The sequence below is a fragment of the Pseudonocardia sp. genome, from assembly GCF_050246655.1.
In the GTDB taxonomy this organism is placed as follows: Bacteria; Actinomycetota; Actinomycetes; order Mycobacteriales; family Pseudonocardiaceae; genus Pseudonocardia.
The window spans coordinates 1-14,406 of sequence record NZ_JBFWVQ010000129.1 but is presented as its reverse complement, the minus strand read 5'-3'; the positions used below and the strand labels follow the sequence as shown (position 1 = coordinate 14,406).

15 protein-coding genes are annotated in these 14,406 nt (G+C 73.5%); 5 read left to right on the top strand and 10 right to left on the bottom strand.

Translation table 11 applies throughout. The annotated features are described in order from the left end of the window. On the top strand, window positions 1-981 hold a 981-nt coding region (locus AB7J25_RS26590; protein ID WP_428513359.1), incomplete at its 5' end, for an AraC family transcriptional regulator. 938 nt (window positions 982-1,919) lie between these two features. Here the strand turns inward: AB7J25_RS26590 and AB7J25_RS26585 are convergent. The 4 genes from AB7J25_RS26585 to AB7J25_RS26570 all read right to left on the bottom strand — a co-directional run bounded on the left by AB7J25_RS26585 (window position 1,920) and on the right by AB7J25_RS26570 (window position 5,870). Further along, the gene (locus AB7J25_RS26585; RefSeq protein ID WP_428513357.1) at window positions 1,920-2,702 is read right to left on the bottom strand and encodes an enoyl-CoA hydratase-related protein; all 783 of its coding nucleotides are present in this window, start codon (window positions 2,700-2,702) and stop codon (window positions 1,920-1,922) included. 46 nt (window positions 2,703-2,748) lie between these two features. Beyond that, window positions 2,749-3,567 carry a sulfurtransferase gene (locus AB7J25_RS26580; protein WP_428513355.1) on the bottom strand — a complete coding sequence of 273 codons (819 nt, stop codon included), beginning with the start codon at window positions 3,565-3,567 and terminating at the stop codon, window positions 2,749-2,751. Between the two features lie 126 nt (window positions 3,568-3,693). Further along, window positions 3,694-4,668, bottom strand: a complete 975-nt coding sequence (locus AB7J25_RS26575) for a substrate-binding domain-containing protein (protein ID WP_428513353.1) — start codon at window positions 4,666-4,668, stop codon at window positions 3,694-3,696. 26 nt (window positions 4,669-4,694) lie between these two features. Beyond that, on the bottom strand, window positions 4,695-5,870 hold the full coding sequence (locus AB7J25_RS26570; RefSeq protein WP_428513351.1) for a Gfo/Idh/MocA family protein: 1,176 nt from the start codon (window positions 5,868-5,870) through the stop codon (window positions 4,695-4,697). A 148-nt stretch (window positions 5,871-6,018) separates the two neighbouring features. On the opposite strand from AB7J25_RS26570, the gene AB7J25_RS26565 reads away from it, so the two are divergent. Further along, entirely contained in the window at window positions 6,019-7,077 is a 1,059-nt protein-coding gene (locus tag AB7J25_RS26565; RefSeq protein WP_428513349.1) for a LacI family DNA-binding transcriptional regulator, read from the top strand. A gap of 10 nt (window positions 7,078-7,087) precedes the next feature. Here the strand turns inward: AB7J25_RS26565 and galK are convergent, their stop codons facing one another. Continuing rightward, window positions 7,088-8,242 (bottom strand): galactokinase, encoded by a 1,155-nt coding sequence (galK, locus tag AB7J25_RS26560; RefSeq protein WP_428513347.1) that lies wholly within the window; start codon window positions 8,240-8,242, stop codon window positions 7,088-7,090. Further along, window positions 8,239-9,624: a UTP--glucose-1-phosphate uridylyltransferase gene (locus AB7J25_RS26555; RefSeq protein WP_428513345.1), complete on the bottom strand. Its 1,386-nt coding sequence runs from the start codon at window positions 9,622-9,624 to the stop codon at window positions 8,239-8,241. The genes galK and AB7J25_RS26555 overlap by 4 nt, the downstream gene beginning before the upstream one ends. Window positions 9,625-9,766: 142 nt before the next feature. Between AB7J25_RS26555 and AB7J25_RS26550 the strand changes: the two genes are divergently transcribed. Next, window positions 9,767-10,126 (top strand): MmcQ/YjbR family DNA-binding protein, encoded by a 360-nt coding sequence (locus AB7J25_RS26550; protein ID WP_428513343.1) that lies wholly within the window; start codon window positions 9,767-9,769, stop codon window positions 10,124-10,126. Window positions 10,127-10,136: 10 nt separating this feature from the next. On the opposite strand, the gene AB7J25_RS26545 is transcribed toward AB7J25_RS26550, so the two are convergent. Next, window positions 10,137-10,751 carry an HdeD family acid-resistance protein gene (locus AB7J25_RS26545; protein WP_428513341.1) on the bottom strand — a complete coding sequence of 205 codons (615 nt, stop codon included), beginning with the start codon at window positions 10,749-10,751 and terminating at the stop codon, window positions 10,137-10,139. Between the two features lie 214 nt (window positions 10,752-10,965). On the opposite strand from AB7J25_RS26545, the gene AB7J25_RS26540 reads away from it, so the two are divergent. After that, on the top strand, window positions 10,966-11,361 hold the full coding sequence (locus AB7J25_RS26540; RefSeq protein WP_428513364.1) for a pyridoxamine 5'-phosphate oxidase family protein: 396 nt from the start codon (window positions 10,966-10,968) through the stop codon (window positions 11,359-11,361). A gap of 39 nt (window positions 11,362-11,400) precedes the next feature. Here the strand turns inward: AB7J25_RS26540 and AB7J25_RS26535 are convergent, their stop codons facing one another. After that, on the bottom strand, window positions 11,401-12,306 hold the full coding sequence (locus AB7J25_RS26535; RefSeq protein WP_428513362.1) for an AraC family transcriptional regulator: 906 nt from the start codon (window positions 12,304-12,306) through the stop codon (window positions 11,401-11,403). A 159-nt stretch (window positions 12,307-12,465) separates the two neighbouring features. Between AB7J25_RS26535 and AB7J25_RS26530 the strand changes: the two genes are divergently transcribed. After that, entirely contained in the window at window positions 12,466-13,224 is a 759-nt protein-coding gene (locus AB7J25_RS26530) for an SDR family NAD(P)-dependent oxidoreductase (protein WP_428513339.1), read from the top strand. Between the two features lie 39 nt (window positions 13,225-13,263). Here the strand turns inward: AB7J25_RS26530 and AB7J25_RS26525 are convergent, their stop codons facing one another. Then, a complete protein-coding gene (locus AB7J25_RS26525; protein WP_428513337.1) occupies window positions 13,264-13,860 on the bottom strand; it encodes a TetR/AcrR family transcriptional regulator in 597 nt (198 codons plus the stop codon). Beyond that, window positions 13,857-14,303, bottom strand: a complete 447-nt coding sequence (locus AB7J25_RS26520) for a TetR/AcrR family transcriptional regulator (protein WP_428513335.1) — start codon at window positions 14,301-14,303, stop codon at window positions 13,857-13,859. The genes AB7J25_RS26525 and AB7J25_RS26520 overlap by 4 nt, the downstream gene beginning before the upstream one ends. Window positions 14,304-14,406: the final 103 nt, after the last annotated feature.

The window sequence follows — 14,406 nt, the reverse complement described above, 5'->3', positions numbered from 1 at the left end:
CGGGAGGTCGTCGCCGCGGACGTCTCCCGGGAGTTCGTGACGCGGGACGTCGACCACGCACGCCACCAGCTGTCCGCCGACTACTACCCGCTGGACCTGCGCCCCACGTCGGGCGGGCCGTTCCGGCTGGCCATGCGCACGGTGCGGCTGGGCCCGCTCGTCCTCGGCCGGTTGACCTACGACACGGACATCCGCAAGGACTGCGGCGAGCTCGCCACCGCGTACCACGTCAACGTCACGGTCAGCGGGCAGGTGCGCTCCACCTGCGGTGACGAGCACGTCGTCAGCACCCCGGCGACGGCGGCGGTGTTCAACCCGACCGGCCGCACGCTGCTCGACCGATGGTCGGCAGGCACGACCCAGCTGTGCCTGAAGGTCGCGCGCGACGTCGTCGACCGCGAGCTCCGCGAACGCCTGGGCCGGCCGCTGCCCACTCCCGCGCGCTTCGCGATGGCGATGGACACCGCGTCGGCGCCGTGCCGTGGCTGGCTGCACGCGCTGCGGATGTTGGCCGACGAGCTGGACGCGCCCGGCGGACCGGCCGCCCAGCCGCTGCTGGCCGCCGAGGTCGAGCGGCTCATCGTCGGCGGCCTGGTCTGGGGGCAGCGCCACTCCTACAGCGACGAGCTGTGCGAGCCCACCCCGGCACCGCGGCCGCGGACGGTCAAGCAGGCCGTCGAGCTCATCGAGGGTGCGCCCGAGAAGGCGTGGACCGTGCGCGAGCTGGCCGCCGCCTCCGGGGTGGGTGTGCGGGCCCTGGAGGAGGGCTTCCGCCGCTACGTCGGCCGCTCCCCGACGGCCTACCTGCGCGAGGTGCGGCTGGACCGGGTGCGCGCCGAGCTGCTCGCCGCCGGCCCGCACGAGCGGACGGTCGGCGAGGTCGCCTACCGCTGGGGGTTCGGCCATCTCGGCCGCTTCGCGCGCGCCTACGCGCAGCGCTTCGGCGAGACGCCCTCGGCGACCCTGCGCTACGGCCGCTGATCCGCAGCTCCCGTCCACGTCGGCACCCCTCCGGACGGCCGTCGGACGCGGCAGCCCTGGTGACGCCTGTCACTGTAGGAAACGATCATCGGGCGGTTCGGCCGCTGCGCGCAGCGGCTGTCCGGATCGCGCACCGGGTTCACCGCGCGCGCCGCTCCCTGACCCGCAGGCTGCTCCGGTGTGGGCTGCCCTGGTGTCGCCCTCCCTGTTGGTGTCGCACTGGTGCCCCGGTGTTGCCTGGTGCCCGGGTGTTGCCTGGTGCCCGGGTGTTGCGTGGTGCCCCCGTGTCGCCCTCCCTGTTGGTGTCCTGCCTCCGCATGCCCTCGCAGGCTTTCCGCACGCCTCGCAGGGGCTGCAGCCTCTGCGGGGCGTGTTCGACCTCTGCGAGGTGGGCGGCGGGCCTCTGCGAGGCGCGTCCGGCGTCTGCGAGGGGGGCCGCGGGCGTCTGCGAGGCGCGTCCGGCGTCTGCGAGGGGGGCCGTGGGCGTCTGCGAGGCGCGTCCGGCGTCTGCGTGGTGGGCGGCGGGCGTCTGCGAGGCATGCCGGGCCCCTGCGAGGATCTGCGAGGTCGCCGGCACCTCGTCCGTCACCGACACGACCATCGGATCGGACTGCAAACCGACCGCGGCGGGAGCTTCGCAGGCTTTCCGCACGCCTCGCAGGGGCTGCAGCCTCTGCGAGGCGTGTCCGGGCTCTGCGAAGGGGGCGGCGGGCGGCTGCGAGGTGGGCGGCGGGCCTCTGCGAGGCGTGTCCGGGCTCTGCGAGGTGGGCGGTGGGCGTCTGCGAGGCGTGGCGGGGCTCCGCGAAGGGGGCGGTGGACGCCTGCGAGGCGTGGCGGGGCTCCGCCAGGTGGGCGGCGGGCCCGGCGGGGGGCACTGCCTCGTCCCACCGCTCGGTGCATCCACGTGCGCGACGCGGCGCCGGTCCGGGGGGAGCCGGTCAGCGGCCCGCCCACTCCGGCGGGCGCTTGCCCAGGAACGCATCCACGCCCTCGGTCGCGTCGGCCGACGGCAGGACCGCGCCCTTGGCCGCGTCGGTGGCCGCCCAGCCGAGCGTGTCGCCGCCGAGGGCGTCGTCGAGGGCGCGTACGCAGGCTTGGACGGCGAGCGGGGCGTTGCGGCAGATCCGCGCGGCGAGGGTCAGCGCCCCGTCGAGGGCGCCGCCGGAGAGCGTGAGCCGGTTGACGAACCCCAGCTCGTGCGCCCGGGTCGCCGTCATCGGGTCGCCGGTCAGCACCAGCTCGCGCGCGACGTTGACCGGGAGCCCGCGCGGTCCGCGGAACAGGCCCCCGCAGGTGGGAAGCAGCCCGATCGAGACCTCCGGGAGGCCGAACCGGGCGTCGGACGCGGCGACGACGAGGTCGCACGCCATCGCGATCTCCATGCCACCGCCGAGCGCGAACCCCTCCACGGCCGCGATCAGCGGCTTGCGCCGGCCGCGGCGGACGATCCCGTACTCGCCGCCGCGGGCGGTCACGTAGTCGTGGTTCGCGGTGAGGTCGCTGCCGGCGCAGAAGAACCCGCCCGCCCCGGTGAGCACCCCGCACCACAGGTCGGGGTCGTCCTCCAGGCGGTTCAGCGCCGCGTCCAGGCCGTCCGCCGTGGCCCGGTCGATCGCGTTGCGCCGGGCGGGCCGGTCGATCGTGACGACGAGGACGCGGTCCTGCACCTGCGCCCGCACCGGGCCCGTGTCGATCAGGGGGTCGATCAGGGGATCGGTCATGGGGCCATCCTCCGTTGGCGGAAGCCCGCGCGTCGAACGGGGCCGGTCAGTGCTCCTCGCGCGGAGTGCCGGGCGTGGTGCACCACTCCGACCAGGAGCCGTCGTAGACCCGCACGTCCTCGATCCCGATCTCGCGCAACGCGACGTACGCGGCGGCGGCCGACACGCCTGCGCCGCAGTAGAGGATCGTCGGGCGCTCCGCGGCCACGCCGGCCGCCTCGGCCTGCCGCCGCAGCTCGCCCGCGTCGCGCAGCCGCCCGGTCCCGGGGTCGAACAGCTGCGGGGCGGGCAGCCGCGTCGCCCCGGGGATGTGGCCGCCAGCGGCAGCGTAGGTGCTCGGCATCCGGCAGTCGACGATCGCGGCCGAGCCGTCCTCCAGAGCCGCGACGACGTCGGGCAGCGTGGCCCGCAGCGCTCCGGGCTCGGGAACCGGGAACTCCCGCGCGGCCGGAGCGGGCACGTCCGCGGTCGTCGGCAGGCCCGCGCGGAGCCACGCGGGGAAACCGCCCGCGAGGATCCGCACCCGGTCGTGGCCGTAGTGGCGCAGCGCCCACGTGAGCCGGGCGGCCAGGTAGAGCACGCCGTCGTCATAGGCGACGACGGTGGTGTCGGGCCCGATGCCCGCCCGGCCGAGCACCTCGGCGAACAGCGGGGCAGCGGCGAGCTGGCCCTCGACCCGGTCCCCGGGATCGGACCAGTCGGTGAGCCAGCCCAGGAACACCGCCCCGGGCACGTGCGCCTGCGCGTACGCCCGGGGGCCGGCCGCCGGGTCGTCGAGCGCCCAGCGGACGTCGACGACCCGGACGGCGTCGGTGCCGTCGTCGAGAAGGTCGGCGAGCTCGGCGGGCTCGACGAAGGTGTCCACGCGGTGCTCCTCCGAGGTCGATGTGGCGCCCGCGGGCCGATCCCGGTCGCAGCACGGTCGCAGCACGGTCGCAGCACGGTCGTCCGAATCATCGACCCTGCCACGGACCCCGAGCCACGGCTCCGGTCAGCGGGTGTTGTTGGCGGCGAAGCCGGCGATCTTGTCGATGTTGGTGGCGTCGACGAAGGACGGGCCGGTGAGCACCGGCTTCCCGCCGCCGATGTCGTTGCCGTTGGACAGCTGCAGCCGCAGCGAGTCCACGGCGAGGTAGCCCTGCAGGTAGGGCTGCTGGTCGACAGAGAACTCGATCTGCTTGTCCGTGATGGCCTGGACCACCTCGGGGCTGAGGTCGAAGGTGACGATCTTCGCCTGGCTGCCGGCGCCCGCCTTGGCCTGGACCACGGCGTTGGCGACGCCTGCGTCGAGGGTGACGATGTCGGTGATCGTCGGGTCCTGGGCGAGCTTGGCCGCGATCGTCTGCTGCACCGACGGCAGGTCCTGGCCGTTGACCTGGATGTTCTCGGTGGTCGGGAGCGACTTCTGCACCCCGGCGCAGCGGGTCTCCAGCGAGATGTTCCCCTGCTCGTGCACGACGCACAGGGCCTTGCCGCTGCCGGCCTTGGCGAGCCGGGCGCCGGCGCTCTCGCCGGCGAGGGACTCGTCGGACCCGAAGTACATCAGTGCGCCGTAGTCCTGGTAGACGTCGATGCCCGAGTTGAAGACCACGCCGGGGATGCCGGCCTGGGCGGCCCTGGCGACGGCGGGGCCGACGGCGTCCGGGCCGGCGAGGGTCACGGCGATGCCGTCGACCTGGCTGTCGATCGCGTTCTGCACGAGGGTGGCCTGCTTGCCGGCCTCGGGGTCGTTGGAGTACTTGAGGTCGATCCCGTGGGCCTCGGCGGCGTCCTCGGCGCCTGCGCGCACGCGGTCCCAGAACGTGGAGCCCGGGGCCTCGTGGGTGATCATGGCGATGGTGTAGGTGGGTCCGGAGCCTGCGGGCCCGCCCTGGGCGTCCTGGGCGCCGCCCTGGCTGCTGCAGGCGGTGACGGCGAGCAGCAGGCCGGCGGCCGCGGCGGTGGCGAGCGTGCGTGTGGTGAGCATCGTTGCCCTCTCTCGGATCGGTGGGGTCAAGGGCCGACCGGGGTTCGGTCGTCCCGGGTGGCGGCGTCGACGACCGCCTCCTTGACCTGCAGGTTGTGCAAGCCCTCTGCGAACGAGGCGTTGCGCGGGAGCTCATGGCGGCCGGCGACCTCGTCGAGGAAGGCGCGGGCCTGGTAGACGAAGCTGTCGTTGTGGCCGGTGCCGATCCCGGTGGCGTCCATCGCCAGGCCGCCGGCGACATAGGGGTGCTCGACCCCGACGATGACCCGGCGGAAGCCGTTGGCGTTGCCGGGGAGCCCTCCGGTCGCGATCTGGAACTCGCCCGGGCGGCTGACGTCGAAGGTGAGCGCACCGTGCTCGCAGAAGACCTCGAACTTCAGGGAGTTCGGGTGGCCGAAGGCGACGCGGGAGACGCTGAGGTCGCCCGTCGCGCCACCGGCGAAGTGCACCGAGAAGCTCGCCCAGTCGTCGTTCTCCACGCGCTCGCGCCGGTCGCCCACCTCGACGTGGGCGTGGCCGACGACGTGCCTGAGCGGAACCGGCCGGTCGGCCACGACGGTCGACAACGCAGCGCCCGTGACCGACTCGACCGGGCCGAGCAGGAACTCGGCCACGTCGGCGAGGTGGCTGCCGAGGTCGGCGAGCGCCCCCGACCCCGCCTCCCCCCGGTAGCGCCAGCTCATCGGGGCCTGGGGGTCGTTGCCGTAGTCGGTCCAGTACTGCCCGCTGACGTGCAGGGCCCGCCCGAGTCGACCCGACCGGATCTGGTCGCGCACGGCGCTGATCCCCGGAGTGCGGCGGAAGGTGAAGCCGACCCGCGCCACGATGCCGGCGGCCTCGACCGCGTCGATCATCGCCCGCGCGTCGGTCGACGTCGGGGCCAGCGGCTTCTCGCACAGCACGTGCTTCCCCGCGGCAGCGAGCTCCTCGACGATCTCGCGGTGCAGGTGGTTGGCGACGACGACGCTGACGGCGTCGATGTCGTCGGCCTTGACGACCGCCTGCCAGGAGTTCTCGCCGCGCGCGAAGCCGTACCGCCGGGCGGTGTCGGCGGCAAGGTCCTCGTTGATGTCGGCGATCGCGACCAGCCGGACGGGCGGTAGGCCGGGGGAGAAGACCGTGCCGGCGGACCGGTAGCCGTGCGCATGCGCCCGGCCCGCCATGCCCGCGCCGATGACGGCGACGCCGATGTCGTGGTTCATGGGACCTCCTCCGGCCCGGCTCGGGCGGGCTCGGACGCTGATCGGACTGGTAGATCGTGCTACTATCACGTGCTAGTTGCACGTGCTAGGTCGGAAGTGTGAGGGTGTGCGCCACCGGCGTCAAGACCCCGACGGCAAGGAGTTGCGGGTGACCGAACAGCAGAGCGCAGGCGCGGCCACGAACCGGCGGGGCCGGGAGATCCCGGCCGGCCGCGAGCGGCGGACGACGATGGCCGACGTCGCGAACCACGTCGGAGTGTCGCGCGCGCTGGTCTCCATCGTGTTCCGCGGGGTGGACGGCGCGTCCGAGGCCACACGCAAGCGGGTGCTCGAGGCCGCCGCCGAGCTGGGCTACCGGCCGGACTCCCTGGCGCAGGGCCTGCGCCGCAACCGCAGCCGCAACCTCGGCGTGCTGTTCTCCCTGCGCAGGCCGTTCGAGGTCGAGCTGGTCGAGCGCATGCTGCCGGTCGCCCGGCAGCTGGGCTACGACCTGCTCCTCGGCCCGTTCACGCCCACCCGCGGCCAGGACGTGGTGGTCGACGAGCTGCTGCGGTACCGCTGCGCCGGGCTGGTCGTGGTCGGTCCCGAGCTGCACGCCCGCGACCTCGAACCGCTTGCCGAGGAGGTGGCCGTCGTGGAGGTCGGCCGCGGCGTCACCCGCGGCCCGGTCGACGTCATCCGCAACGACGACGCGATCGGCACCCGGGCGGCGGTCGACCATCTGGTGGCCCTCGGGCACCGGGCCATCGCCTACATCGACGGCGGCGAGAACCCCGGCGCCGTGGACCGGCGGGACGGCTACCGCGCGGCGATGGCCGACCACGGCCTCACCGCGGACGTGCGAGTGGTGCCCGGCGGCTACACGGAGGACGAGGGTGCGCAGGCCGCGCGGGCACTGCTCGCGGACGGGCTGCCGACGGCCGTCATCGCGGCCAACGACCCGTGCGCGATCGGTGTCCTCGACGTCGTGCTCCGGGCCGGGATCGAGGTGCCCCGGGACCTCTCGGTCGTCGGCTACGACGACTCCCGGTTCAGCCGGCTCCCCGGGATCGATCTCACATCCGTCCGGCAGGACATCCCGAAGATGGCCAGGCTGGCCGTCAGGGCCGTGGTCGAGCGTCTCGACCGGCCCGCTCGCAAGCCGAAGGACGTGGCGCTGCGGCCGAAGCTCGTCGTCCGCGGCACGACGGCGCCGCCGCGGCCGTGAACCCCGGCTCTCACGCCCCGTCGAGCCGGCCCGCGCCCTCGTGCGCCCGGGTGGTGAACGCGGCGGGCGGCCCGTGCCCGGCGCCCGCGTAGGCGGCCTCGACGCGCCGGGCGATCGGCTCGGCGTCGTCGCGGTCGACCAGGGCGATCACGCAGCCGCCGAAGCCGCCGCCGGTCATGCGCGCTCCGTGCGCGCCGGCGTCCAGGGCCGTCGTCACGGCCAGGTCGACCGGGGGGACGGTGATCTCGAAGTCGTCGCGCATGGAGGCGTGTGAGGTGGTCAGGAGCGGGCCGATCGCGCGCGGATCGGCCCCCGCGCGCAGGGCGGCGACGACCTCGGCCACCCGCGCGTCCTCGGTGACGACGTGGCGGGCCCGGCGCAGCAGCAGGTCGTCGTCGAGCCGGGCGAGGTCGTCGAGGGCGGCGTCGCGCAGCGCGGGGACGCCGAGGCGCTCGGCGGCCAGCCGGCAGGAGCGGCGCCGCTCGGCGTACTCGCCGCTCACGAGGGCGTGCGGCGTCCGGCTGTCCACGACGAGCAGCGCGAGCCCGGCCGAGGCCAGGTCGAACGGGATGTGCTCGACGCCCAGCGAGCGCGTGTCGAGGAACACGAGGTTCCCCTCGCGGCCGTGCAGCGACGCCATCTGGTCCATCACGCCGGTCGGCGCGCCGACGACCTCGTTCTCGGCGCGGCGGGCGATCCCGGCCAGCGCGGTGCGCGACAGCCCGAGCCCCGCGAGGTCGTTCCAGGCGAGCGCGACCGCGCACTCCAGTGCCGCCGACGAGGAAAGGCCCGCGCCGAGCGGCACGTCACCGTCCACGACGAGGTCCAGCCCGGGCAGCCGGTGGCCGTCCTGCAGCAGCGCCCACGCCACCCCCGCGACGTAGGCCGACCAGCCACTCACGGTGCCCGGTGCGACGTCGGCCAGCGGCAGCTCCACGATCTCCGCCTGCTGCCCCGACCGGACCCGCAGGACCGGTTCGGTGCCCACCCGCGCCGCCGCCGCGACGCCGTGGCCCAGCGCGAAGGGCAGCACGAAGCCGTCGTTGTAGTCGGTGTGCTCCCCGATGAGGTTCACCCGGCCCGGCGCCCACCACAGCCCGTCCGGGCGGCTCCCGAAGGTCTCGGTGAACAGCGCGGCGGCGCGGCGGGCCGGCGCGGCGCTCACGCCTCGGTGTCCCTCAGCAGCGTCCCGTCCGGAACCTCACCGGGCCCGCTGAGCGCCACCTCGCCTTCGACGACCACACCGGCGCCGAACGTGACGTCGCCGTCCACGCGCAGCGCGCGGCACCGGCGCAGCGACGGGGGCCCGGCGGGGAAGCGGCGTTCGAAGCCGGGCAGCAGGCGGTAGATGGCGCGATCCAGGGTGACGACGGGCCCGGGGCCGTCGAAGGTCGGTACCAGGTGCCCGTCGCCGGTCAGCTCGTAGGCGTCGGAGCGGACGACGAGCAGGTCGTCGGTGGTCTTGACGGGGGCGAAGCGGGTGCGGGGGACCTGCACCGTCCGCGCGCCGGCGATCGAGCCGACGGCCGCGCCCATCGCCGTCTCCAGCTGGATCACGGCGGGGCTCTCCGGCTCGCTCGGGTCGACGGTCTTGCGGTTGACGATGAGCGGTAGGAGTGGGGCGGCGGGGTCCTCCGCCTGCAGCGCGCGCAGCGCCTCCAGGTCGATCCAGAGGTTGTTGGTGTTGTAGTAGCGCCAGCGCTCGACGTCGGTGAACGAGCTGTCGCCCTCGGGGACCTGCGCGGTCTCCCGGAGCACGATCCGGCCGCGATACCGGGCGAGGTGCCCGCCCTTGCGGTCCGCGGCCGTGCCCCGGACGGTCTCCATGACGAACGGCACGCCCTCGGCGGCGATCCAGGCGGCGATGCGGGCGTCGACGGTGGCGCCGAGGTTGTCGCTGTTGGACACGAAGGCCCAGCGCATGCCCTCGGCGAGCAGGTGGTCGAGCGTGCCGGTCGCGGCGAGTGCGGTGTAGAGGTCGCCGTGCCCGGGTGGGCACCACTCCAGGTCCGGGTCGGCGGGCCATTCGACGGGCATGCGGTCGTCCGCGCGCAGTTTGGGTTCGCGGCCCTGCAGGAAGTCCGGCGGGAGCTCGGCGTCGCGCAGGCCGGCGTGGCGGCCCAGCGCCTCGAGCGACGGTGCCTGCGTCCGCGCCGAGTTCATGAGCAGCAGCGGCAGCCGGGTCCCGTGGCGCTCCCGCACGCCGAGCACCTGCAGCGCGAGGACGTCCAGGAAGGTCCGCCCCGGCTTCACCTCGACCAGCGACTTCGGCCCCGAGAGCCCCATGCTCGTGCCGAGGCCGCCGTTGAGCTTGACCACGACGAGGCGGTCCAGGACCTCGCGGACGTCCCTCGTGCCGGGCTCGGGCAGCTCGTCGAGGCTCGACACGCCGTCGAGCGGCTCCAGCTCGTCCCCGGGGAGCAGCCCGGAGCGGGATTCGTCGAGCTGCGCCAGCCTGCGCCGCAGCGCAGCCAGCTCGGCCGGGTGCGCGCCCGCCTTCTCGGCCTTCGTCAGAGTCGCGTGGACGGGATCCGCCTCGTGGCTCACAGCATCGATTGTTCGCTGCGGACCCGCCTCCGCTCCTCGCTCGCTGGAGCTCGCTGCGATGCTCACCGGGTCCTCGCTCATAGCGGAGGCCTACCATGCACGCCCGCGCCGTCCCGTGGGTGGGGTGTGGTTGTCTCCTCGGGTGGGCGTCGAGATCCCGAGGTTCCTGCGGCTGGTCCGCGCGTTGCCGGACGTCCGCCACACCGAGTCGGCCCGCTACACGGCCTTCGCCGTGCACGGGACGAAGTTCGGCTACCTCTGGCCGCGCACCGCGACCGTCGGGCTGAAGCAGACCCTCTCCGAGCAGCGGGCGCTGGTCTCCGAGCGGCCGGACGTGTTCGAGGTGCAGTTCACGGTGGGCGGGTTCGGCTGGGTCGTCGTCCACCTGGAGCGGATCGACCTGGACGAGCTGGGCGAGCTCGTGCTGGAGGCGTGGCGTCTCTCGGCGCCGCAGCGGCTGCTCGCGGACATGCCCACGCCGGCCCAGCTCGTCCAGGCCTGAAGCGGGTCCGTCAGGCCGTCGCCGCGCGCCTGTCGCTGAAGGCGGACACGATCGCGATCACGCCGTGCACGATCAGGAAGAGCCCGAGTACCCAGGCCAGGGTTACCGCGCTGATGACCGGGTTGGCCAGCACGATGATGCCCGCGATGATCCCGATGATGCCGCTCACGATCGCCCAGGTCCGGCTGCGCTCGCCGCGGCCCGCGATCCCCGCGATGAGCTCCATGACACCGGTCACCAGCCAGAACGCCCCGACGACGATCGCGAGGATCACGGCCGTCCCGACGGGGGAGCGCAGGCAGATCACGCCGGCGATGATCGCCAGGATGCCGATGAGGACGCCGATGATCTTCGTGGAGGTCGAGGTGTCGGGGACCGCGAACGCCGCCACGATCCGGAAGATGCCCAGGATGAAGAGCTGGATGCCGAAGACGACGGCGAGGACGACCGCGGTGACCGCGGGCCAGAACACCGCGAGGATGCCGGCGATGACGGTGAGGACGCCATAGGCGACCCACCACCACTTCGAGCCGCCGACCGACGCCATCGTGTCCGCGACGTCCCGGCCTCCGGAGGCCGGCGTCGCGGCGGATGTCGGTGCGGCGGACCCTGCCTGCTCGGTCATGACATGACCTCCTCAGTACCCCGGAAATGATCTGCCAGCATAGGCCCGGATCGAGCGATATCCATGTACGACGCGCATCGTGACGGTTACGGGTAGAACTCGTCCGGAGGTCGCGTCACCGTCATGCCGGACATGGCCGTTGCCGAGCGCCGTCGGGCCCGCGCCTCGCGGACCGACGACCGGGGCCGGGGAGAGGATGGCGGGCGTGGGCAGGGTGTTCGACGAGGTCGGCGAGGACTTCGAGGTGTTCTGGTCGCAGCGGCGGATCTGCCTGTTGTCGACGGTGGCACGCGACGGCACACCGCACGTCGTGGCCGTGGGCGTCACGGTCGACCTGGAGAACGGCCTGGCCCGGGTGATCACGCGGCGGGGTTCGCAGAAGGTCCGCAACGTGCTCGCCGCTGGCGAGGGCGGAGCCCGGGTCGCGGTGACCGGGATCGACGGCGCCCGCTGGTCGACCCTGCAGGGCAACGGAGTCGTGCGCACGGACGCCGCATCGGTGGCGGAGGCCGAGCGCCGCTACGCGCAGCGCTACCGCACGCCGACGCCGAACCCCGAACGCGTGGTGCTCGAGATCACCGTCGACCGCCTGCTCGGCACCGTCCGCTGAACCGAGCCGGGTGCCGCGAGCCGGGGCGGGTCCGGTCGATCACGGCAGGGACGGCACCGCGGCGAGCGGCGTGCCGCGCAGGCGTGCCGCGTCCCGGCTCGGCGGCACGCCGAACTGCCTGCGGTACTCGCGGCTGAACTGCGAGGGGCTCTCGTACCCGACGCGCTGGCCGACCCCGGTGACGTCGTGGGGATGGGTGGTGAGCAGCAGCCGCGCCTCCTGCAGGCGGATCTGCTTCTGGAACCGGATCGGGCTCATCGCGGTGACGGCCTGGAAGTTGCGGTGCAGCGCCGACACGCTCATCCCGGCGATCCGTGCCACGTCCTCCACCCGGAACGACTCCGCGTGGTGCTCACGGATCCATCGGACCGCCCGCGCGACATGGGCGAGGCTCGAGTCGGCGAGGCCGAGCTGGCGCACGGTGGCGCCCTGTTCCCCGGTGAGGAGCCGCCAGACGATCTCCCGTTCGATCAGCGGCGCGAGCACCGCGGCGTCGCGGGGCCGGTCGAGCAGGCGCAGGAGGCGGACCGCCGCGTCGACCAGCTCGGTGGGGGCGTCGCTGACCGCGATGGCAGGCGGGGCGCCGGAGGGGGGCGGGTCCAGCTCGCCGGGCGCGGCCTGCAGCAGCAGCTCGGCGACGGTCGCCGGGCGCAGCACCAGGCCGAACCCCAGCGCGGGCCGTTCGGGGCTCGCCCCGACGAAGTGTCCGGTGACCGGGAGGTCGACCGAGGCGACCAGGTACTGCCCGGCGCCGTAGGTGTGGATGCGGTCGCCCAGCGCGAGGTGCTTCGCACCCTGCGCGATCAGCGCCAGCAGTGTGCCGCTCATCGACGCGGTGTTCGGTGTCGATCGCACAACCTTCGAGGCCAGGACCCCGTCGAGGGCGGTCGTGGCGTCGGGTCGCGCGTGACGCGTGATGAGCGTCCTCAACTCGTCCAGGCCCACGAGGGCATTGAACACTGACTCAAAGCTCCCCGCAATGAGAGGATCGTGCAAGCATGCAGCAGCATCTAACTATCCTCCGATGCTGTTCAGGCCGTTGCATGGAGAGGTCCGCTTCTCGCTCACTGCGAGAACGAATCCAAGGAACAGGCAGGTTCAGCCATGCACGTCGCGATCGTCACCGGTGCCACCTCGGGCATCGGGCAGAGCACCGCAGTTCAGCTGGCCGCGCGGGGGACCGGGGTCATCCTCACCTACCGCAGCAACCCCGACGGCGCCCTCGACACGGTCCGCAGGATCGAGAAGGACGGCGGCACCGCCGTCGCGCTGCCGCTCGACGTCGGCCGCAGCGAGACCTTCCCCGCCTTCCGCGACGAGGTCGTCGCAGCGCTTCGTGACACGTGGGGCCGCGACACGTTCGACTTCCTCGTCAACAACGCCGGCATCGCCGAGGCCGCACCGTTCGCGGAGACCACCGCGGACATGTTCGACCGCCTCGACCGGGTCCTGCTGCGGGGCCCGTATTTCCTGACCCAGACGCTGCTGTCCCTGCTCGCCGACGGCGGCGCGATCGTCAACGTGTCCAGCAACTCCGCGCTGCCGCACATCACCGATCCCGGCTACTCCGCGTACGCCACGCTGAAGGGCGCCGTGCTCGTGTGGAGCCGCTACCTGGCCAAGGAGCTCAGCCCGCGCGGCATCCGCGTCAACGCGATCGCCCCCGGCGCCACCCGCACCCGCCTGGCGGACAACGCCTTCGACCGCTTCCCCGAGGTGATCCCGGCGCTCGCCGCGCGGACCGCGCTGGGCCGCGTCGCCGAACCCGACGACGTCGGCGTCGCGATCGCCGGCCTGCTCGGCGACGAGGGCCGCTGGATCACGGCGCAGACCATCGAGGTCTCCGGCGGGTTCGGGTTGTGACGGTCCACGCCGGGGATCGGTGCCGGGATCAGTACCCGATCAGTACCGCCCGACGCCGACGATGCTCAGGGCGAACTCCGTGTATTCCCGCGCGACCTGGTCCGGTGTCATCGGGCCCTCGTCGTGGAACCAGCGGGCGATGCTCACGCACATCTCCCGGATGGCGAAGGACCCCAGCGCGGGGGACTCGATCGCGAACCGGCCCGCCGCCGAACCTTCGGCGATGATGTCCCGCAGTGCGTGCTCGTGCCTGCGGCGAAGCCCCTGCATCTCGGACCGGTGAGGCTCGTCCAGGCTCGTCGTGTCCCGGTTGACGACGATCGCCTCCCGTCGATGCGACGCGTGACGGCGCGCGTACGCCAGCGTGGCGTGGTAGAGCCGATCGAGCGGGTCCGTGCGCTGCGCCGTCGCGGCGTGGAAGTCCTCGAGCACCCCGGTCACGGTCCGCTCGACGATCGTGAGGAGCAGGTCGTGCTTGGAGCGCATGTGGTTGTAGAGGCTGGGTGTTCGCACCCCGAGCCGCTCCGCGATCTGGCTCAGGGCCGTGCCGTGATACCCGCGTTGCGCGAACAGGGTGAGAGCGGCGTCGAGCACGGCTTCGCTCGTCACCTTCTCGCGGGCACCGGCAGTGCTCACGGGCAGTACCTCACGACCCGGAGTCCGAACTCGGCGAACTCGTCGGCGACCTGCTCCGCCGTGCGGGGGCCGTCCTCGCGGAACCACCGAGCGATGCTCACGGTCATCTCCAGGATGGCGAAGGACGCCAGCGCGGGGGTCGCGACGCTGAACTCGCCGCGCTCGACGCCGTCCGCGATGACGGCGCGGAACGCCCGCTCGTGCTCGCGGCGCAGCTCGCGCGTCGCGGTCGAGCCGGCCTCGGTAAGGCTGGTCGTGTCGCGGTTGACCACGAGCGCCTCCCGTCGGTGGGTGGCATGGCGAAGCGCGTACACCCTGGTCGCGTTGCGCAGCCGCGCCGCCGGATCCTCGATCCCCGCCACGGCGGCGTGGAAGTCGGCGAGCACCGCGTCGAGCGTGCGCCGGATGATCGTCTCCAGGGAGATCGAGCTGTCTCGGAACATCGTTCACGGCCTCGGACGAGGAGGGGGCGATGGTGAGGATGTTGGGGAGCAGGGGAAGCTCGCCGGCTTCAATGGCGTCCAGGGCGGTGTCCTCGGCGCTGGC

Excerpts from the sequence above, each read along its gene's own strand:
- AB7J25_RS26585 (WP_428513357.1), bottom strand. The coding sequence starts at position 2,702 with ATGACCGATCCCCTGATCGACCCCCTGATCGACACGGGCCCGGTGCGG.
- AB7J25_RS26575 (WP_428513353.1), bottom strand. The coding sequence starts at position 4,668 with ATGCTCACCACACGCACGCTCGCCACCGCCGCGGCCGCCGGCCTGCTG.
- AB7J25_RS26570 (WP_428513351.1), bottom strand. The coding sequence starts at position 5,870 with ATGAACCACGACATCGGCGTCGCCGTCATCGGCGCGGGCATGGCGGGC.
- AB7J25_RS26545 (WP_428513341.1), bottom strand. The coding sequence starts at position 10,751 with ATGACCGAGCAGGCAGGGTCCGCCGCACCGACATCCGCCGCGACGCCG.
- AB7J25_RS26530 (WP_428513339.1), top strand. The coding sequence starts at position 12,466 with ATGCACGTCGCGATCGTCACCGGTGCCACCTCGGGCATCGGGCAGAGC.
- AB7J25_RS26520 (WP_428513335.1), bottom strand. The coding sequence starts at position 14,303 with ATGTTCCGAGACAGCTCGATCTCCCTGGAGACGATCATCCGGCGCACG.